Raw genomic sequence first — 20,997 nt, forward strand, 5'->3', positions numbered from 1 at the left:
TCACGCATTTACGCTATATGAAAAATCATATTACGATTCTATCGTCGCTTCCTGTGCAAGGGTACAATTGCTTAAAAAGTTTGCTATCCTGTAAATGGTCGTTTAAAACTAGATTAAATCTGTTATTTTTCAGTTTTTTGAAATTTTATTTTGATTTTTATTTTAAAAATGGATTTTTATATAATTTTAATGGCGGTTTGATTCTGATTTTTAGTAGAAAATATTATTTAATTGATTGACAAAGTGCGGTTGGCAAGTAAAAATAGCCGTCATTCTGTGCTGAGCGCACATTAATTTAATTTGGATATAAACGATGAATTTCCCATTTGCTACTTTCTCTCTCCTACTCTTGCTCGCAAACTGATTGTGCGGCTCGACTGTGGAAGATGATTGGCAAATTGCAATTCACACGAATTTTAAACCCGCACAACGTTGCGGGTTTTTTGCATTTATAAACCGCACTTTGGGCAATATCAACATAAGGAAAATGTGATGAGTGATAACGTGATTATTTTTGATACCACCTTGCGTGACGGCGAGCAGGCGTTGAGTGCCAGTTTGACGGTGAAAGAGAAGTTGCAAATTGCCCTAGCCTTGGAACGTTTGGGCGTGGACGTGATGGAAGTGGGCTTCCCGGTTTCGTCTTCCGGTGATTTTGAATCGGTGCGTACCATCGGGCAGCATATTAAAAACTCGGTGGTGTGCGGGCTGTCGCGTGCGGTGGATCGCGATATTGACGCGGTGTACGAAGCCTTAAAAGAGGCCGAGCGTTTTCGCATTCACACTTTTATCGCCAGTTCCGCCTTGCACGTGGAAGCAAAGCTGAAAAGCACCTTTGACGATGTGGTTGAACGGGCGGTGCGCGCGGTGAAACGCGCCAGAAATTACACCAATGACGTGGAATTTTCTTGTGAAGATGCCGGGCGTACCGGGATTGATAATATTTGCCGTATTGTGGAAGCGGCGATTCATGCCGGCGCAACCACGGTGAATATTCCCGATACCGTCGGTTTCTGCTTGCCGACCGAATACGGTAATATCATTCATCAGGTGATGAACCGCGTACCGAATATTGATAAAGCGATTGTGTCGGTGCATTGCCATAACGATTTGGGCATGGCGACCGCCAACTCGTTGACCGCGGTGCTGAACGGGGCGCGTCAGATTGAATGTACCATTAACGGCATTGGCGAGCGCGCCGGCAATACCGCACTTGAAGAAGTGGTGATGGCGATTAAAACCCGTCAGGATATGTTTAAGGTGGATACCCGCATTAACACCCAGGAAATCCACCGTGTCAGCCAAATGGTGAGCCAGCTGTGCAATATGCCGATTCAGCCGAACAAGGCGATTGTCGGTAAAAATGCCTTTGCGCATTCATCGGGCATTCACCAAGACGGTATGTTAAAAAATAAAAATACCTACGAAATCATGTCGCCGGAATCGATCGGCTTGAAAAAAGAGAAATTGAACTTAACCGCGCGCTCAGGACGGGCGGCGGTGAAAGGGCATATGGCGGATATGGGCTATGCCGAAGCAGATTACGATTTGGATAAATTGTATGACGCTTTCCTAAAACTGGCGGACAAGAAAGGGCAAGTGTTCGACTATGATTTGGAAGCGCTGGCGTTTATCGATATGCAGCAAGGGGACGAAGATCGTCTGCGTTTAGACAAGATCTCGGCGCACTCGGTCAGCGATTTCCCGGCGACGTCATTCGTGCAAATCGAATTGGACGGCGAGAAGTTAAGCACGGTTTCCACCGGCGGCAATGGCCCGGTCGATGCGACTTATAATGCCATTTTGGCATTAACCGGCTTGGAATTAACCATGTCGCACTATAACTTAACCGCCAAAGGCGAAGGCGCGGAGGCGTTGGGGCAGGTGGATATTGTGGTCGAACACAAAGGGCGCAAATTCCACGGCGTCGGCTTGGCGACGGATATTATCGAATCGTCCGCCTTGGCGTTGATCCATGCGATTAATGCGATTTATCGCGCGCATAAAGTGGCGGATTTGAAAGCCAAGAAATAAGACTGAACAATTCCCTTCTCCCTTAATGGGAGAAGGTGCCCGCAGGGCGGATGAGGGTGATGTAAGCGAATATTCCCCTCATCCTGATTTAAGCGTCTGAACGACGGTCAAATCTGTCCTTCTCCCACAAGGGGAGAAGGGAACGAAAAAATAAAAACAGAGGAAGAAAAAATGCAAACATACAACGTAGCAGTGCTGGCCGGCGACGGGATCGGCCCTGAAATTATGGCGCAAGCAATCAAAGTGTTAGATGCGGTGCAGCCAAAATTTCGGTTTAAGTTGAACTACAACCATTTTGATGTCGGCGGTGCCGGGATCGATAACCACGGTAAGGCGTTGCCCGACGTGACGTTGCAGGGCTGCGAAGCCGCGGACGCGATTCTGTTCGGTTCGGTTGGCGGTCCGAAATGGGAAAGTTTGCCGCCGGCAGAACAACCGGAGCGCGGTGCGTTATTGCCATTAAGAAAACACTTTGCGTTGTTCTGTAATTTGCGCCCGGCGACGCTATACAAAGGCTTGGAAAAGTTCTGTCCGTTGCGTGCCGACATTGCCGCAACCGGTTTTGATATGGTGGTGGTGCGCGAATTGACCGGCGGGATCTATTTCGGGCAACCGAAAGGACGCGAAGGCGAAGGCGCAATGGAAAAAGCCTATGACACCGAAGTCTATCACCGCTATGAAATCGAACGCATTGCGCGCATTGCATTTGAAACCGCACTTAAACGCACTAAACACGTCACGTCGGTGGATAAAGCCAATGTGCTGACCAGTTCGGTCTTGTGGCGCGAAGTGGTGAATGACGTGGCGAAAGATTACCCTGAAGTGCGCTTGGATCATATTTATATCGATAATGCGACCATGCAGATGATCAAACAGCCGTCGTTCTTCGATGTGCTGCTGTGCTCGAATATTTTCGGCGATATTATTTCCGATGAATGTGCGATGATCACCGGCTCGATGGGCATGTTGCCGTCCGCCAGTATGAACGAACAAGGTTTCGGTTTATACGAACCGGCCGGCGGTTCTGCCCCCGACATCGCAGGCAAAAATATTGCTAACCCGATTGCACAGATTTTATCGGCGGCAATGATGTTGCGTTACAGCTTTAACTTGGAAGAGGCGGCGCAAGCGATTGAAAGTGCGGTACAGAAAGTATTGGCTGACGGACACCGTACCGGCGATTTAGCCGATAACAATCAACCGGTTTCAACCTCCGAAATGGGCGATTTGATTGCGGCGGCGATTTAATTAAAACTCACGAATTTACCGATTACATATTTACGGATAGCACAATGAAAAAAACCTTATATGAAAAACTGTTTGACTCGCACGTGGTGTATGAAGCGGACGGCGAAACCCCGATTTTGTACATCAACCGCCATCTGATCCACGAAGTCACCAGCCCGCAAGCCTTTGACGGCTTGCGCGTGGCAAACCGCCACGTGCGCCAAGTGGGCAAAACTTTCGGCACTATGGATCACAGCATTTCCACCCAAGAACGCGATGTGAATAAACTGGAAGGGCAGGCACGGATTCAGGTGTTGGAATTGGATAAAAACTGCAAAGCCACCGGTATTTCGCTGTTTGATATGGACAGCAAACAGCAAGGAATCGTGCATGTGATGGGGCCTGAACAGGGTTTGACCTTGCCCGGTATGACCATTGTTTGCGGCGACTCGCACACCGCAACCCACGGCGCATTCGGGGCGTTGGCATTCGGGATCGGTACGTCGGAAGTGGAACACGTACTCGCCACCCAAACCCTCAAACAAGCCCGCGCCAAAAGCATGAAAATCGAAGTGCGCGGCAAAGTCGGCGCAGGAATCACCGCCAAAGATATCGTATTAGCGATTATCGGCAAAACCACCATGGCAGGCGGCACCGGGCACGTGGTCGAATTTTGCGGTGAGGCAATCCGCGATTTGTCAATGGAAGGGCGTATGACGGTGTGCAATATGGCGATTGAATTGGGCGCAAAAGCCGGATTAATCGCCCCTGACGAAACCACCTTTGCCTACTTAAAAGGCCGCCCGCATGCGCCGCAAGGCAAAGATTGGGACGACGCCGTAGCATATTGGAAAACCTTAAAAACCGACGACGGCGCAGAGTTTGATACGGTTGTGGTGCTGGAAGCCAAAGACATTGCGCCGCAAGTCACTTGGGGCACCAATCCGGGACAGGTGATCGGCATCGATCAATTAGTGCCTAATCCAGAGGAAATGAGCGACAGCGTAGTACGTGCCTCAGCGGAAAAAGCGTTGGAGTATATCGGCTTAGCCGCCAATACCGATTTAACCGAGGTTGAAGTGGATCAAGTGTTTATCGGCTCTTGCACCAACTCGCGTATCGAAGATCTGCGCGCGGCGGCGGCGGTGATGAAAGGGCGTAAAGTGGCGGATAACGTTAAACGCGTGTTGGTCGTGCCCGGTTCCGGTTTAGTCAAAGAGCAGGCGGAACAAGAAGGCTTGGATAAAATCTTTATCGAAGCCGGCGCAGAGTGGCGTAATCCGGGCTGCTCGATGTGCTTAGGCATGAACGATGACCGTTTGGGCGAATGGGAACGTTGCGCCTCCACCAGCAACCGCAACTTTGAAGGGCGTCAAGGACGCAACGGACGCACCCATTTGGTCAGCCCGGCAATGGCAGCGGCGGCGGCAGTGTTCGGCAAATTCGTCGATATTCGTCAAGTTTCATTAAATTAAGGAGTTCGCAATGGCAGGTTTTAAACAACTTTCAGGTTTAGTCGTTCCACTGGATGCCGCCAATGTGGACACCGACGCAATTATTCCGAAACAATTTTTACAAGCGATTACCCGTGTCGGTTTCGGCAAACATCTATTCCACGAATGGCGTTATCTGGACGTGGACGGCACCCAACCGAATCCGGAATTCGTGTTGAATTATCCGCAATATCAAGGCGCAACCATTTTACTGGCGCGCAAAAACTTAGGTTGCGGCTCGTCGCGTGAACACGCGCCTTGGGCGTTGGCGGACTACGGCTTTAAAGTGATGATCGCCCCCAGTTTCGCCGATATTTTCTATAACAACAGCCTCAACAACCATATGCTGCCAATCCGTTTGAGCGAAGACGAAGTGGAAGAGATTTTCCAATGGGTGTGGGCAAATGAGGGCAAGCAAATTGCTGTGGATTTAGTGGCGAAAACCGTTACCGTCGGCGAAAAAGTTTACCACTTTGAGCTGGACGAATTCCGTCGCCACTGCCTATTGGAAGGCTTGGATAACATCGGTCTGACCTTGCAGCATGAAGACAAAATTGCGGAGTATGAGAAAAATATTCCGGCGTTTTTGCGCTAATCATGTTCTCAGCATAATCAGCACGCTTCGGCGTGCTCAGGCTGATGGCAAAGTCTCTTTCTCGAATCATTTCCCTCCCTCCGTATACGGAGGGAGGTGTCCGAAGGACGGAGGGAGGCATAAATCATTTTAAAAATGAATGTGTTGCATTTTAATATTACCCTCCCTCTACTCCTTCGCCCGCGGAGGGAAGTAAATTTGTCAGCAATCTGAGCACGCTTCGGCGTGTTTTTTTATGCCGGCAAAAAGGAATAGACAATCAAAAAAATATAATATATTATTATATAATATTAATTGATATTGCATGAGGTGAACATGGATATAGCGGAGATGAAACAAGCTGCCGAGCAGGCAAAAGCTTTTTTGCAGGCATTGGCGAATCAAGATCGTTTACTGTTGTTGTGCGCTTTAAGCCAGCGCGAATATGCCGTAGGCGAGTTGGAACAACAGCTGGGTATTTTGCAGCCGACATTGTCGCAACAATTGACGGTGTTGCGCAACGAGGGCTTGGTAGACGTGCGCAAACAAGGGCGTTACCACTACTATCACGTATCCGATCAGCGGGTGAAAGCCGTATTGGAGTTGATGTATCAATTTTTTTGTCAAAAGGAAAACTAAAATGCATGCGTATTTAGGCGGGGTGGTGATCGGGCTGGCAGTGGCGCTGCTATGGATTGGCATTGGCAGAATTGCCGGGGTCAGCGGGATTGTGTCGCGTTTGAGCTTTGTCCGTGGCGAAAGTTGGCGTTGGGGTTTTGTCGGCGGCGTTTTATTAAGTGGTTTTGCCGCAACCGCACTTTTCGGCTGGGACTTGGGCACACTCAATCCACAGGGCTATGCTTGGTGGTGGCTGGCGCTTGCGGCGTTTTTAGTCGGATTCGGCACGGGGCTCGGTTCAGGCTGCACCAGCGGACACGGCATTTGCGGCATGGCGCGTTTTTCGCCGCGTTCTATCTTGGCGACCGCACTTTTCATGTCGTCGGCAATGGCAACGGTGGCAATTTTACATCATGTATGGGGTGGCTAAATGATTGTCGGAATCGCAGTATTCAGCGGCTTTATTTTTGGTTTAGGGCTGATCTTGTCGCAGATGACCAATCCGACGGTGGTGCAAGGCTTTTTGGATATTTTCGGACAGTGGCGGATGGATTTGTTATGGGTAATGCTGGGGGCATTATCCGTGACCGTACCACTGTTTTTGTATAGCAAAACGCGCAGTAGCAGCGTTTGCGGGCAGGCGTTGGAGTTGCCTAAAAACAAGCGGTTGGACAAGCGTCTGATTATCGGGGCAATCTTGTTCGGGATTGGCTGGGGTATGGTCGGGATTTGCCCGGCACCGGCATTGGTGCAACTGACTTCGTTGCACAGCCAAGCCTTTTTATTTGTCGGCTTTATGTGGTTGGGCATGCAGGCGGCAAAACGGTTATAAAACGCCGAAACAAAAAACCGCACTTGCTGCCAAGTGCGGTTAGCGACGCGATTGAAATATCAGGTATGCTCATCATCAAAATCAATTTCGCAATTATTGACACAGGTGGAAATGCCTAACCATTTATAAATCAAGCAATAACTCAGCAGCCCGCTAATGGTCAGCAATACGCCGAGATAGCCCCACGGGCCGATAATCTTGAGCGCACTTAGGATACATAAGGTAATCCCCAATACAATTCGAATAATGCGGTCGGGTGTTCCCAGATTTTTGCGTAGTTTTTTAGGCATAACCCCTCCATTTGGTTCGAGTGAGAGCGAAACAAGGATTCACGACGTTTCAATTCCATTAATACCGATTTTTAGAAACGATGTCAAATACCTATTTAGGATTATTAGAATCGGATCTCGCTTTGGAAGCCTTTTGGCACGCCGTTACGGTATTTTACCGAATAATGGTGTAATTCGGCGATCCGATTAACAATGGATAAGCCCAAGCCGCTGCCTTTTTCGTTTTGCCCGGCAGGGCGGTAAAAGCGTTGTCCCAGTTTTTCTAAATCTTCGGGTTCGACTCCGTTGCCGTTATCGCTCACGACGACGCGGTCGGTATATAAACTGACGCAGACTCGGCTGCCGTGCGGGCAATAGTGAATGGCGTTATCAATTAAGTTACGCAGCATTAAGGAGATTAATAATGGTTGCCCCAGCTGCTCTGCCGGAGTGCCTTGCTGTTCGAAAGCCAGTTCGATCCGCTTTTTACCGGCGGCGAAAGAGCGCTCGCCAAGCAAGGATTCAATCAGATCCTGCCATTTAATCAGTTCCAAATTATCCAATTCCACCACCGAATCCAAACGCGACAGGGTGAGCAGCTGCTCAATCAGTTGCGTGGCGCGATCAATGCCATTGGTCAGATTGCCTAGCGCTTGGTTGCGCATTGCGCTGTCATCACCGGCGAGTTGTGCGATCTCGGTTTGCACCCGAAGTGCGGTCAGCGGACTACGCAGTTCATGGGCGGCATCGGAGGTGAAGCGGCGTTCACGCAATAAGGTGCCGGATGTTTTTTGAAAAAAATGATTTAGGCTGTTCACCAGCGGTTGGATTTCTGATGGCAGCTGAGGGATCGATAAGTCGCTGTTATCTTCCGGCGAACGCTTGGCAAGCTGCCGGCGCAAACGCTTCAACGGCGCCAGTTCACGGCTGACCACAAACACGATTAAGGCAAGCAAAATCGGCAAACCGGCAAGCCAAACCAGCAACTGGCTGAACACCATATCGCTGACAATATCATTGCGGTATTCCATTTCCTGCCCGACGGCAATCATCAGTTCGCCATTGCCGGCAGGTAGCCAGAACACTCGCCAAGCCTCATCATCAATCTGCTGCTTGGCAAAACCGCGTACCGGCAAAAAAGCAATTTCATCGCCGTTTTGTCCGTCGGATAAAATCCGTTCGCCTTGGCGGGTGAAAATAGCGAACGCAAGCGCATCATCATCCAGTATTTTTTTGCGCGCATGGCGAGGCGGTTTGAAACTGTCTTGTATTTTGCCGCTATGCTGTTGCATTAAAATTTGACGTAAATTGGAGGTGGCTAACCGTTGGGCGAATAAAATTTGTTGTGCGTCAAACACGTTGTCGGTTTCGTCTTTGGCTTTGACCCAGGCAATGCCGCCGGCAACGACCCAAAGCAATAATGAGGCGAGCGAAAGGATAATAATTAAACGTAAGCGTAAACTGTTAATTCTCATCGACTTTGCCTAAAGTGTAACCTACGCCGTGCACCGTGCGGATAACGTGGTTGCCGAGTTTTTTACGCAGGTTGTGGATATGCACTTCCAGCGCATTGCTGCTGATTTCATCGTCCCAGCTATGCAGTTTTTCTTCGATCAGCGCACGCGGCAACACCCGTTCTTTATTGGACAAAAACAGTGCCAACAGTTTAAATTCACGGGTCGTCAGGTTAATCGCCCGCCCGTCGATTTTAACCACTCTGGCCTCGGGTTCGAAGCTGAGGTTGCCGTGGGTGATGACCGGATTCAGGTTGCCGTGACGGCGGCGGATCAGCGCTTCCAAGCGTGCCGCGACTTCGCTCAGGGCAAAAGGTTTGCACAGATAATCGTCCGCGCCCTGTTTCAAACCGGAGACTCGCTGCTCCAGGCTGTCGCGTGCGGTCAAAATCAGCACCGGTACAGCTTGGTTTTGTTTGCGCCACTGCTGCAAAATATCCATACCGTCCATTTTCGGCAGGGTTAAATCCAGCACCACCGCGTCATAAGGCGCGCTGTTTAACGCTTCAAAGCCGGTTTTGCCGTCTTGAAACCAATCCACGCTGTAATTGAATTTAGTCAGCCCGATTTTCAAACCGTCGCCAATCAGCGGATCATCTTCGATTAACAAGATACGCATAAAAACCGTCCAGTTTATCTATTTTTGCTATGGAGAAACCGCACTTTAGCCAAAGTGCGGTTGGGGTTATGGATTATTATAGTTTAATCACACGGTGAATTTCGACTTCAACCTTGTTCCAAGATTTATCCACTTCGCCGAACAATTTCACTTTATCAGTCGGGGTTACTTCCTGTCCTGCCCAAGCACGACGCTCGATTTCCACTTCTATGCTGCCGCTGTCATCTTTAAACACGTAATCGTCTTTGCCGACCTGTTGCTCGATGACCCCTTCCAATACCACTCGGGCATCATCTTTCAGGTTTTTAATATCGACGACTTTGGTTACCGCCGCCTGCTCACCGACGAATCCGCCGCGTTGGAATTTGTCGCTGCGTTTACAGTCATATTTTTGCATAACGCACTCGCCGCCAAAAGTCGGTTGCGTGCCGCCGGCACTTTGTGTAGCGGCTAATGCAGCGCCGCTGACGGCTAATAAAAGGGCTGAGGTTAAGGTTAATTTTTTCATAATAGTTGCTTTCCGAGTTTAATTTTCATCAAATGTTGACAAGGCGTCAGCACTTCGGTGCTTGTTTGTAACGCTTTGTTGAGTGTATTAAAACAAAGAGTTCTTAAAAAAACCTTAACCGATAAAAATGTTATAAATATTTTGCCAAAACTTGTTGAATGCCGTTTTGATCATGGTCGGTGGTGATCAATTTCGCCTGTGTTTTGACATCGGCTTCCGCATTGCCCATCGCCACGCCCAAGCCGACCGCGGTCAGCATGCTGATGTCATTATGGTTGTCGCCGAAGGCGATCACCTGCTGCGGATCGACATTCCAGCTTTTTAACAGCTCCAGCAGCCGTCCGCCTTTGCTGTTGCCGTTGTTGGCGACATCGACCCGATCGAGCCACGACCATTCGCAGCTGAACTGCTCGCTTGGCAATTGCGCAACTGCACTTTCCATTAATGCACGATCAGGGTGGCTGATCACAAATTTCCAAATCGCTTGCTGATTAGCCAGCGGCGCGTAAAAACTGCTGATTTGCTGTAAATTCGGGCGTACATTTTCCGGGCATTGCGCCACCCATTGGGAAAATTTGCGCATATGCGGATTAAATTCGGTGAAGGTCATTTGATCACGGGTGTACATCAGCAGGTGAATGCCTAATTGTTCGGCGGTCTCGATCACCTTGCGTGCCTGTTGCCAAGTGAATGGATTTGCTATCGGCGTGCTGTCGCTGGCAACATCATAAATGTAAGTGCCGTTGCAACAGATAATCGGCGTATCCAGTTGTAACTGGTGATAATACGGTTTCACCGCGGTATGGTGGCGCCCGGTCACCAGAACGACTTTGACACCCTTAGCCCGTGCGACATTGATTGCTTCAATGCTGCTCGCTAAAATTTCGCCTTGACTGTTAAGCAGTGTTCCATCTAAGTCAAATGCAACGACACGGTATTTCATTTTTTTTCCTTTTAAAACGGTAGGTTGAGATACGAAATTTTTATAATTCCTTCGCCCCTTGTGGGAGAAGGACAGATTTTAGCTTCGTTCAGAAGCTAAACTCAGGATGAGGGGGGAGTACAAATTTGCTTTATTTCACCCTCATCCACTCTTCGGGCACCTTCTCCCATCAAGGGAGAAGGGAAATATAGCCGGGCTTACTTTATCCGCTGGCGCACAATTTCAAACAGGCAAACACCGGTCGCCACAGACACATTCAGTGATGAAACGCTGCCTGCCATCGGAATGCTGATTAATTGATCGCAATGTTCGCGCGTGAGGCGGCGCATGCCTTCGCCTTCTGCGCCCATCACCAATGCAATTGCGCCGTCGAGTTTGGTTTGATACAGCGTTTCGGTTGCTTCGCCGGCGGTGCCGACCACCCAGATATTGTGATTACGCTGCAGATCGCGCAAGGTGCGGGCAAGGTTGGTCACCCGAATCAACGGCATGGTTTCCGCCGCACCGCACGCCACTTTGCGCGCGGTCGAGGTCAGTTGCGCCGATTTGTCTTTCGGCACAATCACCGCGTCCACCCCTGCGGCGTCGGCGGTACGCAAACACGCCCCCAGATTATGCGGATCGGTGACACCGTCCAACACCAATAAAAACGGCGCGTTTTTGCCGTTTAAAATCGCGTCCAGATCGTTTTCATTTAACTCTTTTGCCGGTTGTACCCGTGCAATAATGCCTTGGTGTACCTCACTGTCGGCTTTTTTATCCAGCGTTTGCCGGTTCATCTGCTGCACCGCAATACCTAACGCATGTAGTTGATTTAACAGCGGTTGAAGGCGTTTATCCTCGCGCCCTTTCAGCACAAAAACTTCAATCACCCGCTCCGGTGCGGTGTTTAAAAAAGAGGAAACCGCATGGATTCCGTAAATATTTTCGCTCATGTTTTTCCCATTTTTTGCTTATGACTATTTCTAAAATAGCATAAAAGCCGATATCTGTAATCGGCTTTTAGTTGAAGATACAAAGTAAAATAGGATTTTCTATATATAAGCATCTATCCCAATATTCTCATTTAATATGTTATGCGCTTTAGCGCTGGTTAAAGCATTATTAGGATATTCAACATTGATTGGATCATGATTTATCTTAGTATTATCCTCCACAGTACTTCCATCCTTTTTATGAGTGATATCATCTTTATCAGTGCCACTCATGACGATGCCTTTGGTCAAGATTTCTTTCAGGCTTAAAAAACGGTCTAAAAATTGAAAATTTTCGACTTGGTATTTTTCATCGGCATAAAATTGTTTAATAGTGATGGAGTCATTTTGATTATAACCGAATAATATAAGGTCATTGTCGATTTGGCGGAACTTCACATCACTGTAATTGATATTGGTGAAGTGAATTGTGTCTTTTTCATTGAGCCTCATCCAGAAATGGTTTTCTTTAATAATATCTTGACCGTGTCCTTTACTAAAAATATAAGTATCAGAGCCTAAATCACCATTTAAGATATCATTGCCAGCACCGCCAAATAAAAAATCATCACCATCTTTTGCTTCTAACATATCATTATCAACGCTACCGACAAGAAAGTCTTTTTTATCTGTACCTATTAATAGATCTTTTCCCAATGTTATATCAGTATTAAGAATATAAGAAATGATTTTGTTTTTCTCTGCAAGCTGTGTTAGGTTTGTATTAATTATTTTTAAATAATCATTATTATAACTACCTAAGTTCTTAGAGATTAATAGAATTTCTCTGGCTTCTTGGAATTTATTATCATTGGCGAGTAGAATGATTTCGGAATTTAGTTTATCCCAGTTAAATTCTAACTCGCCACTAGCATTAATATTGAAGTGCGTGATATTAAATAAGTCTTTATAGCTTGTCTTTGATTCTAATTGTGCATAAACATAGTTGGAGAATTTATTGAATTCATTTTCTAAAAAAGTAGATGCTGTTTTATTAGGGTTTGAATTTCTTCCTTGTTGTTTAAATGCTTCGCCTGTTAATATTTCTAAGGTGTGTAATTTTTTTGCATTAATAAAATCTCCTCGACTACTCTCTTCAATATGACTAACGCCAGCCCATTCATATATAAGATGATTAATTAGTTCTTTTTTCTGTGAGGGAGATGCCTCTATGTACTCTTGAATAACATAGATTAAATTAGGGTTCTTTGCAATAGCTTCATGTAAGTTTAGTAAGTTGCCAAAAGCAATAATATTCGGCATTTCTTTTATGTGATTATTAATCTCAATTTTTTCTTTATAATAAGATTTGGCTGTATTTACATTGAACCAAATATCTGTGATATCTGAAGTGCTATCATCTTCCCAAATCACTTGAGATTGCTGTTTATGTATATTGCCACTTTCATCTATTTGAGCGATATCTATATATGATAAGTCAATACTTTTAATACCGGATTCAGATAGTTTGATTAATTCCCCCTCTTCAGCAATACCATTTTGATTATGATCAAACCATAGTTGAAGTGTGAACCAAGCCTCATCTTTTTCATCAAAGATATTATTATGATTGCTATCCAGTTCAGTTAGTGCAAGAAATCCGTTATTTGCTTTATTACCATCTTTTAATACAGTATGATTGCCAAATAATTCATGACCTGAATCAATAGTGCCATTACCATTACGATCCCAAACTAAAAACGCATCGCCTTTATCTATCCAGCCTGTATTTTCTGCAAAGAGGTTATTATCTAGATCAAAAAAAGTATTTTTAGTTATTGAAATTGTTTTAACACCATTTTTATCCATATCAATAATCAGGGGACAACTTAGCGGCGTATTTTTTCCTCTATCGGTATTTGGATTATCGTCGGATGGAGAAATTAGATCGCCTAATGGTATAGATGGTGGTTTAACACAGCCATTGGCATCGCGATGGTTAGCATTATCATAGAGCGTTACTGCTAAGCCTCCAACTGCAAAAATAAGTGCCGGCACACCCAATCCAAATGCGCCGGCAACACCAGCTAAAATTGTGAAAGTATCGCTGGCGGTTATCTGTTTATTGATGCCCACATTTATTGCTGTTGAAATGGCTGATATGCTACCGCCTACATTGCCTAAATGATTGGGAAAACCACTAGCAAAGCTGGCAGCTGTTGCCGAACTGGAAAGTCCAGCACTCCAAGCCATATTTTTACCATTACAAGATGTGCTCATGGAACTAGTTTCTACAACTCCATCAATAGTACCAATATCTGCACCAAATTTAGCAATCATCATCTTAATCATTATTTAACTCCTTAAAAAATAATAGCTCCCTTACCATATTGAAAATACTGATATTATTTCTTGCGGCTTAGTCTTCTTCTATGTTGTAAGATATGTTTAACAGCTATAAAAATACCACCAAGAAGAGAACCGAATAATGTAATTTTCGCATTCCGATTTATATCATTTTTTTCTTGCTCAATAAAACTTTCATCTATATTATAAAGGCATTTATTTTGTTCGGTGCATATTGAATAAATGTATTCGGCTGTATTTATTTTTATAAAGGTTATCGAAGATAATAAATATCTTCCTTCTACGGGAAGTCCACAATAATTTATATGGCATTTATTATTTATTTGCCGAATAGTCTTGTGGTTATTTAATCTGCCATTGATTTCTTTTTCTGTTATCTGAGTTGAAACGTTTGAGTACGATTTATAGCCTATGTTATAATCATTGAAAACTAAAAAAGGAATGGTCATAAAATACAGTTGGATTAATATAAAAATAAGTAGTATGCGTTCAGAAATAGTAAGCCATAAGAAGAATTCTTTTATTTTTTTGATGATGTAGATAAGCATATTGCTCCTAGGTTATTTTTGATTCATTTCATTTATTAATGGAAATTGATATAATATGCATTGAGCTATTAAAACTATAACGAATTTTCAGTTATAACTTGCTATTTTTTCTTTTTCGCCAATAATCTTTTGTAAAAAATTCAATGATCATAACGATATTTACAAGTATTACACCCCAAAAGATGGTTTTTGCATTTTTATGTGCGGTATATTTTTTCATCTGGATAAAAGACTCGCTTATATTATAAAAACATACATCGCTATTTATGCAAATGAAATGTATATATGACATTCCATTTATATTAATAAACGCTATTTTTGAAAGTTTATATTCGCCTTCTTTAGGCAATCCACAATAAGGTTTGTAACATTTGTTACTTACTCTTCGGAGTGTGAGATGGTTATTTAATTTTCCATTTATTTCTTGCTTGCTAACTGTTGCAGAAATATCAAAATAATATAGGTGATTAATTTTATAGTCATTTAAAATTAAAATTGGTAAAGAGAAGTAAGAGGCAGTTGATATAGTTAAAAAGAAAAAAATACTATAACCCCATCCAAGCCAATGGAAAAATTGTTTTGTTTTTTTTATTAGAAATAAATACATGATTAACCTTGTTGGTTTCTGATTATTTAAAAACTATTTAGAATGGATTTTTAAATAAATATCACATCAAATTATATTATGTTGTGATTGCGCTCACATTTTTTTGAAAATTAATTGTAAGTTTGCTTGTGTTGTTGAAATTATTTATTGGAATATCCTAAAATATTGGAGGGGTTATTAATTCTATAAATAAAATTAAAGAGTCTAATGATGCGTTATTTCAAGGCGTATATCTGTCAGATTTGGTTGGATTGAGCCAATTTTTCCTGTTAAAAATTGGCTCAATATTTTGGGTTTACTTGCGTTTTTTAGCTTTACTAAACGCGCCGCTTTTGCGCGACGGTTTCTTTTTCTCGGCACGTTGCGGATTGGCTTTGCCGCTTTTGCCGTCGCGCAGGCGTTTTTCCAAACTTTCGGCATAGCGCACGTTTTTCTTGGCGCGGTCTTTGGCGGTTTTGCCTTCGCGCAGCGGTTTGCGTTCGCTGGATACCATCGCGAAATCGATCTGCTTCTGTTCCAGACTGACGGCGCTGACTTTGATCCGCACTTTGTCGCCGATACGGTAATACATGCCGCTGTTTTCGCCGATTAAGCGTTGCCTCGCGCTGTCGAATTGGTAGTAGTCGTTATCAAGGGTGGAGATATGTACCAAGCCGTCGATAAAGAAGTCGTTCAGGCGCACGAACAAGCCGAAACCGGTGACGCTGGAGATTATGCCGTCGAACTCTTCGCCGACGTGATCCTGCATATATTCGCATTTCAGCCAGTCGGCGACTTCGCGCGTAGCATCGTCGGCGCGGCGTTCGGTGGTGGAGCAGTGCTCGCCGAGCAAGTCGATTTCGTCTAAGGTGTAATGAAAACCGCCGCCGTGGGTGCTGCGTTTTGTGCTGCCTTGCGCTTTGGCGATCAAATATTTAATCGCGCGGTGCAGGCTCAAATCAGGATAACGGCGGATTGGCGAGGTGAAATGGGCATAGTTATCCAATGCCAAACCGAAATGCCCGATATTGTCGGCGGAATAGACCGCCTGACTGAGCGAGCGCAACAACATGGTTTGAATCAGCTCGTGATCAGGACGTTCTTTCACCTGTTTCATCAATTCGGCATAATCCGCCGGGGTTGGTTTCAAACCGCCGCCAAGGGTTAAACCGCACTCGTTGAGGAAACTGCGGAAGCCCATCAGTTTTTCTTCGCCCGGTCCGGCGTGAATGCGGAACAGTGCAGGTTCTTGCGCTTTTTCGACAAAAGTCGCCGCGGCAATATTGGCTTGGATCATACACTCTTCGATGATCTTATGCGCGTCATTGCGCACCACCGGCTCGATCCGTTCGATTCGCCCTTGCGGATTAAAAATAAATTGGGTTTCGATGGTTTCGAAATCGATCGCACCGCGTTTTTGGCGCGCGTCGTGCAACACGTTGAACAAGTTGTACAACTCTTCCAAGTGCGGTACCAGCAGGGCATAGCGTTGGCGCAGTTCCTCGTCGCCCTCTAAAATCCGCCATACTTTGGTGTAGGTCAAACGGGCGTGGGAGTTCATGACCGCTTCGTAGAATTTGTAGCCGGTCATTTTGCCTTTTTTGGAAATATCCATTTCGCAGACCATACACAACCGATCCACTTGCGGATTTAACGAACAGAGTCCGTTCGACAGCACTTCCGGCAACATCGGCACAACCCGATTCGGGAAGTAAACCGAGGTGCCGCGATTGCGCGCCTCGGCATCAAGTGCGGTTTTCAGGCGCACATAATAACTGACATCGGCAATCGCCACCCACAGTTTCCAGCCGCTGTCGCCGTTTTTGCGCGCATAAACCGCATCATCAAAATCGCGCGCGTCTTCGCCGTCAATGGTGACCAGCGGCAAATCCCGCAGATCAACCCGCCCTTGCTTCGCTTCTTCGCCGACTTCTTCTTGTAAGCCGCTAATCTGCTTTAACACGCTTTCGGGGAAGATATGCGGAATATCGTGGTTGCGCAGTGCGATTTCCACCTCCATACCGGGCGCCATGTTATCGCCCAAAATTTCGGTGATAATCCCGACCGGATTATGGTTGCGGGTGCGTGGTTGCAGCTCGACCACCACCACTTGCCCCATGCGCGCGCCCATGCGGTGTTCGTTCGGAATCAGGATATCGTGGTTGATACGACTGTCGTCCGGCACCACAAAGGCAATGCCCGACTCCATGAAAAAACGACCGACAATCTGTTTTTTACGGCTCTCCAGAATACGCACGATCCGCACTTCCTGCCGTCCACGCCGATCAAAGCCGTTCGGTTGCGCCAGCACATAATCGCCGTGCATGACCCGCTGCATTTGTCCGTTGGGAATAAACCAATCGTCCTCTTTTTTGCCGCCGACCGAGCCTTCGACCTGTAAAAAACCGTAACCGTCGCGATGTCCGATCACCGTGCCTTTCAGCAACGACAATTTTTCCGGCAGCGCATAACATTGGCGTTTGGTAAATACCAACTGCCCGTCGTTTTCCATCGCGCGCAAACGGCGGCGCATGCCTTCGACCTGTTCTTCATCACTGATATGAAGTGCGGTCAGAATATCCTGCCGTTTCATCGGTGCGTTGTGTTCGCGAATGGTCTGTAAAATAAACTCACGGCTCGGTATCGGATTTTCATATTTCTCCGCTTCCGCCTGATAATTCGGATCTTTTGACATAATGTCTCCTTTTTTGTTGTTTTTATTGTTGTTATGGGGGATATGCTCAGTTTGACACTTGGGGCGGGGGAATGCAAGCAAGCAAAAAGTGTATTTAAGATGAATAGTTATTTATCAGTGCGATAGGCTTTGTGCATTGCCACAATCACTTCACGCACGGTTTTCTTTTGCGCTTGTGGTAAATTTAAAAAGGTTTTTACGATCCACTCATCATCGTAACTTTCAGCAAGCTCCCAAAGTTGCTTGGTGATGGTGGGTTTGAGATTTGTTTTATTGATTTTGTAAGCGATTTCATTAGATACCAATTCTGTTGCATCAACCTCAAGCCATTCAATTAATGTTTTCAGTCGTTCTAATGTAGGTAAACCATCGCCACGCAGCCATTTTGCTACAGCAGCTTGACCTATTGGTTTACCGTAATAGCGTAAATTCAGCTCCCGTTCAATCACAGCAGCCGTTGGTTTATATCCTTTTGCGGTCACAATTCGCTTCAAATTTTCCGCAAATTTTATTGATTCATTCATAGCGTTTAAGTTTATCTTTTGCTAAAAATTTTTTATAACTTGATTGAAAGTTATGTAACTATTAAGATTAGTTTCATTAAAAGTTGCTGGAAAAGTTATAAAAACATGATTCAACAAATCAAATCCAAAAAACGAGTAGCCGATCACGGCGAAGTCTTTACTCGGCGACAAGAAGTCAAAGCGATGTTGGACTTGATGAAAGATGACACAGAAAAACGTGATGATTCACGTTATTTAGAGCCAGCTTGTGGCGATGGTAACTTTTTGATTGAGATTTTGGCTCGTAAATTGGCAGTAGTAGAGAAAATCTACCATAGCTCGCAACGTGAATACGAATTTAATGCGGTATTTGCCTTGGCTTGTTTGTATGGCATTGAGCTACTGCAAGATAACGTCATCGCCTGTCGTAAACGCTTGCTAAATTATTTTCAACAGCAATATGAACGCCTGTTTGCAGAGCAAACCCAGATTGAAGTGCTTGAAGTGGCGGAATTTATTTTATCGCTCAATATTTTGCACGGTAATGCTTTAACTATGAAAAATGCAGAGCATGATGAATTTCTGCATTTTTCGGAATGGTCGAAAGTGTCATTTCCACGTAAATGGTCGTTAAAACGGCATGACTGGATTTATCAGGAATTGATAGAACAACAAGGCAAAGCACAAAGTGCCAATGGTGAGCCGTATCGTTCAATTCAAGAATATTTTAGTTGCTATTTTCTGGATATTAAACATGCAAAACCTGTCCATTAACCATAATCCTGATGTGCTCTCTTGTTTGGCGAATTTGTCGAACGATGAAGTGTTTACGCCGCCGGAAGTGGCAAATGCGATGTTGGATCTATTGCCGCAAGACTATTTTTCCGATCCGCACCGCACTTTTCTTGATCCTGCTACTAAATCGGGTGTTTTTCTGCGTGAAATTACCAAGCGATTGCTGAAAGGTTTAGAACCGAAAATACCTGATTTACAGCAACGCATTAACCATATTTTTACCAAGCAGATTTTCGGGCTGGGTTTAACGGAACTGACAGCGTTACTTGCTCGCCGTAGCCTTTATTGTAGCCGTGAAGCGAACGGTGAATATGCGATTTGCGATGTGTTTTCTGATGAACAAGGCAATATTTTCTATCAGCCATTGCAACATACTTGGGTAGATGGCAAGTGTGAACACTGTGGGGCAAGTCAAGCTGTGTATGATCGTGGCAAAAATTTAGAAAGCCACGCTTATTCTTTTATTCATTTACCTATTCACGAAATAAATAAAAATCTTCCTATGAAATTTGATGTCATTATCGGCAATCCGCCGTATCAGTTGAGTGATGGTGGCTTCTCTGCAAGTGCAATGCCTATTTACCAAAAATTTGTAGAGCAAGCTAAAAAATTAAATCCCAATCATATTGTAATGATTATTCCTGCACGTTGGTACACTGGTGGTAAAGGGCTGGATAAATTTAGAGATGCGATGCTGGCAGATCGCCAACTAATTGAATTACATGATTTTCCTAATTCATCGGATTGCTTTTCTGGCGTTGATATTAAAGGCGGTGTTTGCTATTTCCTATGGAAAAATCAAGCAAATGAAGATTGCTTTGTGGTGACGCACGAAGGGGATAATATTATTTCTAGCATGACACGCCCCTTAAAAGAAGAACAATTAGATATATTTATCCGTTATAACCAAGCGGTAAAAATTTTACGAAAAATTGCAAAATATAATGAACCCAGTTTTAATAAACGTATTAGTTCAAGAAAACCATTTGGATTACCAACCAATTTTAAAGGCAGAAATGAGCCTTATAAAGATGAATTTTATAATGTGAAATTGTATCAAAATAAAGGTGTTGGGTATATTAAAATCACAGATATTCCTATTAATCGTCAATGGATTGATGAACATAAAGTTATTGCTCCTTATGCGGTTGGTTCGGGTGATAGCAAAACTGACTGGGTTAAACCAATCTATGCTGAAAAAGGTTCAGCTTGTACGGAAACCTATTTAGTGTTCGGACCTTTTGAAAACAAAGAAGTTTGCGAAAATGTAATGAGTTACATCAATACCCGTTTTTTCCATTTTATGCTGACCTTAAAAAAGAATACACAGCACACAACTCGCCAGACCTACGAACTTGTCCCAGTCCAAGACTTCTCAAAACCGTGGACAGATCAAGAACTTTATGAGAAATATCAATTAACCCAAACTGAAATTAACTATATTGAAAGTATGGTTAGACCCATGGAGTAATTTAAGGAGTTTATTATGATTTCAAAAGATGATCTTTATCAGGCTATCAAAACGCAATGTGAATTGAGCTTTGAAAATATTGCAATAGATAAATCTCTTTCAAAAATGTGTGAATTTTGTGGTTCAGATTTAATTGAATACATATCAGGTATTTATCCAAAATTAAGAACTAAATGCCATCATTGTGAAAAAGAATTGGATTTTTATCAAGCTTTTGGAATAAGTCATTCTGATATACGGCAAGGTGTAGAAGATTTTTTTGAAGACTGCGAAGAATGTGGAGAGCATTCCATGTTTGGTAATATTTGCACAAACTCAGAATGTAATTATGAATATGAGCCAATAATAGATCCTGACACGGGCTGTGTTTTGGATGAAGATGAAATTAGAAAAATCCAAGAAAAAATAGAAAAAGATTAATTCTATAAAGGGTGGGAATAATCTGATTTTTCCTAAACTTTAAAGCTTAATCACTTGAATTTTAAAG

General features: G+C 44.5%; 21 protein-coding genes. 10 read left to right on the forward strand and 11 right to left on the reverse strand.

The annotated features are described in order from the left end of the window. Nucleotides 1-492 precede the first annotated feature (492 nt). From leuA to ACWA5Z_RS05260, 7 genes are all read left to right on the forward strand, one after another. Nucleotides 493-2,034 (forward strand): 2-isopropylmalate synthase, encoded by a 1,542-nt coding sequence (leuA, locus tag ACWA5Z_RS05230; RefSeq protein WP_431054242.1) that lies wholly within the window; start codon nt 493-495, stop codon nt 2,032-2,034. A 171-nt stretch (nt 2,035-2,205) separates the two neighbouring features. Continuing rightward, nucleotides 2,206-3,282, forward strand: a complete 1,077-nt coding sequence (gene leuB / locus ACWA5Z_RS05235; RefSeq protein WP_431054243.1) for a 3-isopropylmalate dehydrogenase — start codon at nt 2,206-2,208, stop codon at nt 3,280-3,282. Between the two features lie 44 nt (nt 3,283-3,326). Continuing rightward, entirely contained in the window at nt 3,327-4,736 is a 1,410-nt protein-coding gene (gene leuC / locus ACWA5Z_RS05240; protein WP_431054244.1) for a 3-isopropylmalate dehydratase large subunit, read from the forward strand. Nucleotides 4,737-4,746: 10 nt separating this feature from the next. Next, complete coding sequence (leuD, locus tag ACWA5Z_RS05245) at nt 4,747-5,349, forward strand: 3-isopropylmalate dehydratase small subunit (RefSeq protein ID WP_431050461.1); 603 nt, start codon at nt 4,747-4,749, stop codon at nt 5,347-5,349. A gap of 315 nt (nt 5,350-5,664) precedes the next feature. Next, entirely contained in the window at nt 5,665-5,967 is a 303-nt protein-coding gene (locus ACWA5Z_RS05250) for an ArsR/SmtB family transcription factor (RefSeq protein ID WP_431050463.1), read from the forward strand. A 1-nt stretch (nt 5,968) separates the two neighbouring features. Continuing rightward, nucleotides 5,969-6,376: a YeeE/YedE family protein gene (locus ACWA5Z_RS05255; protein ID WP_431050465.1), complete on the forward strand. Its 408-nt coding sequence runs from the start codon at nt 5,969-5,971 to the stop codon at nt 6,374-6,376. Next, nucleotides 6,377-6,778, forward strand: coding sequence for a DUF6691 family protein (locus ACWA5Z_RS05260; RefSeq protein WP_431050467.1), 402 nt, complete (start codon nt 6,377-6,379; stop codon nt 6,776-6,778). It begins immediately after the preceding gene. Between the two features lie 59 nt (nt 6,779-6,837). Here the strand turns inward: ACWA5Z_RS05260 and ACWA5Z_RS05265 are convergent, their stop codons facing one another. The 11 genes from ACWA5Z_RS05265 to ACWA5Z_RS05315 all read right to left on the reverse strand — a co-directional run bounded on the left by ACWA5Z_RS05265 (nt 6,838) and on the right by ACWA5Z_RS05315 (nt 18,265). Then, on the reverse strand, nt 6,838-7,068 hold the full coding sequence (locus tag ACWA5Z_RS05265; protein WP_431050469.1) for a YgaP family membrane protein: 231 nt from the start codon (nt 7,066-7,068) through the stop codon (nt 6,838-6,840). 104 nt (nt 7,069-7,172) lie between these two features. Continuing rightward, nucleotides 7,173-8,522, reverse strand: a complete 1,350-nt coding sequence (gene qseC, locus ACWA5Z_RS05270) for a quorum sensing histidine kinase QseC (RefSeq protein ID WP_431050471.1) — start codon at nt 8,520-8,522, stop codon at nt 7,173-7,175. Next, complete coding sequence (locus tag ACWA5Z_RS05275; protein WP_431050474.1) at nt 8,512-9,180, reverse strand: response regulator; 669 nt, start codon at nt 9,178-9,180, stop codon at nt 8,512-8,514. Before ACWA5Z_RS05275 ends, qseC begins: the two co-directional genes overlap by 11 nt. 76 nt (nt 9,181-9,256) lie before the next feature. Then, entirely contained in the window at nt 9,257-9,688 is a 432-nt protein-coding gene (locus ACWA5Z_RS05280; protein ID WP_431050476.1) for a YgiW/YdeI family stress tolerance OB fold protein, read from the reverse strand. A gap of 130 nt (nt 9,689-9,818) precedes the next feature. Beyond that, a complete protein-coding gene (locus ACWA5Z_RS05285) occupies nt 9,819-10,631 on the reverse strand; it encodes a pyridoxal phosphatase (RefSeq protein ID WP_431050478.1) in 813 nt (270 codons plus the stop codon). Nucleotides 10,632-10,828: 197 nt separating this feature from the next. Next, complete coding sequence (gene rlmB, locus ACWA5Z_RS05290; RefSeq protein WP_431050480.1) at nt 10,829-11,566, reverse strand: 23S rRNA (guanosine(2251)-2'-O)-methyltransferase RlmB; 738 nt, start codon at nt 11,564-11,566, stop codon at nt 10,829-10,831. Between the two features lie 99 nt (nt 11,567-11,665). Then, on the reverse strand, nt 11,666-13,897 hold the full coding sequence (locus tag ACWA5Z_RS05295) for a calcium-binding protein (RefSeq protein ID WP_431050482.1): 2,232 nt from the start codon (nt 13,895-13,897) through the stop codon (nt 11,666-11,668). 53 nt (nt 13,898-13,950) lie between these two features. Next, the gene (locus ACWA5Z_RS05300; protein ID WP_431050484.1) at nt 13,951-14,460 is read right to left on the reverse strand and encodes a hypothetical protein; all 510 of its coding nucleotides are present in this window, start codon (nt 14,458-14,460) and stop codon (nt 13,951-13,953) included. A gap of 91 nt (nt 14,461-14,551) precedes the next feature. Next, nucleotides 14,552-15,067: a hypothetical protein gene (locus ACWA5Z_RS05305; protein ID WP_431050486.1), complete on the reverse strand. Its 516-nt coding sequence runs from the start codon at nt 15,065-15,067 to the stop codon at nt 14,552-14,554. 295 nt (nt 15,068-15,362) lie between these two features. Beyond that, nucleotides 15,363-17,741 (reverse strand): ribonuclease R, encoded by a 2,379-nt coding sequence (gene rnr, locus ACWA5Z_RS05310; protein ID WP_431050488.1) that lies wholly within the window; start codon nt 17,739-17,741, stop codon nt 15,363-15,365. Between the two features lie 107 nt (nt 17,742-17,848). Beyond that, nucleotides 17,849-18,265, reverse strand: a complete 417-nt coding sequence (locus tag ACWA5Z_RS05315) for a hypothetical protein (protein WP_431050490.1) — start codon at nt 18,263-18,265, stop codon at nt 17,849-17,851. Between the two features lie 105 nt (nt 18,266-18,370). Between ACWA5Z_RS05315 and ACWA5Z_RS05320 the strand changes: the two genes are divergently transcribed. From ACWA5Z_RS05320 to ACWA5Z_RS05330, 3 genes are read left to right on the forward strand one after another with little or no spacing between them, the layout of a single operon-like run. After that, complete coding sequence (locus ACWA5Z_RS05320) at nt 18,371-19,018, forward strand: DNA methyltransferase (RefSeq protein WP_431050492.1); 648 nt, start codon at nt 18,371-18,373, stop codon at nt 19,016-19,018. Next, nucleotides 18,999-20,510 (forward strand): Eco57I restriction-modification methylase domain-containing protein, encoded by a 1,512-nt coding sequence (locus ACWA5Z_RS05325; RefSeq protein WP_431050494.1) that lies wholly within the window; start codon nt 18,999-19,001, stop codon nt 20,508-20,510. Before ACWA5Z_RS05320 ends, ACWA5Z_RS05325 begins: the two co-directional genes overlap by 20 nt. A 15-nt stretch (nt 20,511-20,525) precedes the next feature. Then, entirely contained in the window at nt 20,526-20,930 is a 405-nt protein-coding gene (locus ACWA5Z_RS05330) for a hypothetical protein (protein WP_431050496.1), read from the forward strand. The last annotated feature ends 67 nt before the right edge of the window (nt 20,931-20,997 follow it).

Source organism: Testudinibacter sp. P80/BLE/0925 (assembly GCF_053570785.1).

What these genes read in the sequence shown, in the direction of transcription:
- ACWA5Z_RS05315 (WP_431050490.1), bottom strand. Translation starts at nt 18,265, where the DNA reads ATGAATGAATCAATAAAATTTGCGGAAAATTTGAAGCGAATTGTGACC.
- ACWA5Z_RS05325 (WP_431050494.1), top strand. Translation starts at nt 18,999, where the DNA reads ATGCAAAACCTGTCCATTAACCATAATCCTGATGTGCTCTCTTGTTTG.
- rlmB (WP_431050480.1), bottom strand. Translation starts at nt 11,566, where the DNA reads ATGAGCGAAAATATTTACGGAATCCATGCGGTTTCCTCTTTTTTAAAC.
- ACWA5Z_RS05300 (WP_431050484.1), bottom strand. Translation starts at nt 14,460, where the DNA reads ATGCTTATCTACATCATCAAAAAAATAAAAGAATTCTTCTTATGGCTT.
- leuA (WP_431054242.1), top strand. Translation starts at nt 493, where the DNA reads ATGAGTGATAACGTGATTATTTTTGATACCACCTTGCGTGACGGCGAG.
- ACWA5Z_RS05280 (WP_431050476.1), bottom strand. Translation starts at nt 9,688, where the DNA reads ATGAAAAAATTAACCTTAACCTCAGCCCTTTTATTAGCCGTCAGCGGC.
- ACWA5Z_RS05295 (WP_431050482.1), bottom strand. Translation starts at nt 13,897, where the DNA reads ATGATTAAGATGATGATTGCTAAATTTGGTGCAGATATTGGTACTATT.
- leuD (WP_431050461.1), top strand. Translation starts at nt 4,747, where the DNA reads ATGGCAGGTTTTAAACAACTTTCAGGTTTAGTCGTTCCACTGGATGCC.
- ACWA5Z_RS05255 (WP_431050465.1), top strand. Translation starts at nt 5,969, where the DNA reads ATGCATGCGTATTTAGGCGGGGTGGTGATCGGGCTGGCAGTGGCGCTG.
- ACWA5Z_RS05265 (WP_431050469.1), bottom strand. Translation starts at nt 7,068, where the DNA reads ATGCCTAAAAAACTACGCAAAAATCTGGGAACACCCGACCGCATTATT.
- ACWA5Z_RS05250 (WP_431050463.1), top strand. Translation starts at nt 5,665, where the DNA reads ATGGATATAGCGGAGATGAAACAAGCTGCCGAGCAGGCAAAAGCTTTT.
- qseC (WP_431050471.1), bottom strand. Translation starts at nt 8,522, where the DNA reads ATGAGAATTAACAGTTTACGCTTACGTTTAATTATTATCCTTTCGCTC.
- ACWA5Z_RS05320 (WP_431050492.1), top strand. Translation starts at nt 18,371, where the DNA reads ATGATTCAACAAATCAAATCCAAAAAACGAGTAGCCGATCACGGCGAA.
- ACWA5Z_RS05330 (WP_431050496.1), top strand. Translation starts at nt 20,526, where the DNA reads ATGATTTCAAAAGATGATCTTTATCAGGCTATCAAAACGCAATGTGAA.
- ACWA5Z_RS05285 (WP_431050478.1), bottom strand. Translation starts at nt 10,631, where the DNA reads ATGAAATACCGTGTCGTTGCATTTGACTTAGATGGAACACTGCTTAAC.
- leuB (WP_431054243.1), top strand. Translation starts at nt 2,206, where the DNA reads ATGCAAACATACAACGTAGCAGTGCTGGCCGGCGACGGGATCGGCCCT.
- ACWA5Z_RS05305 (WP_431050486.1), bottom strand. Translation starts at nt 15,067, where the DNA reads ATGTATTTATTTCTAATAAAAAAAACAAAACAATTTTTCCATTGGCTT.
- ACWA5Z_RS05275 (WP_431050474.1), bottom strand. Translation starts at nt 9,180, where the DNA reads ATGCGTATCTTGTTAATCGAAGATGATCCGCTGATTGGCGACGGTTTG.
- ACWA5Z_RS05260 (WP_431050467.1), top strand. Translation starts at nt 6,377, where the DNA reads ATGATTGTCGGAATCGCAGTATTCAGCGGCTTTATTTTTGGTTTAGGG.
- rnr (WP_431050488.1), bottom strand. Translation starts at nt 17,741, where the DNA reads ATGTCAAAAGATCCGAATTATCAGGCGGAAGCGGAGAAATATGAAAAT.
- leuC (WP_431054244.1), top strand. Translation starts at nt 3,327, where the DNA reads ATGAAAAAAACCTTATATGAAAAACTGTTTGACTCGCACGTGGTGTAT.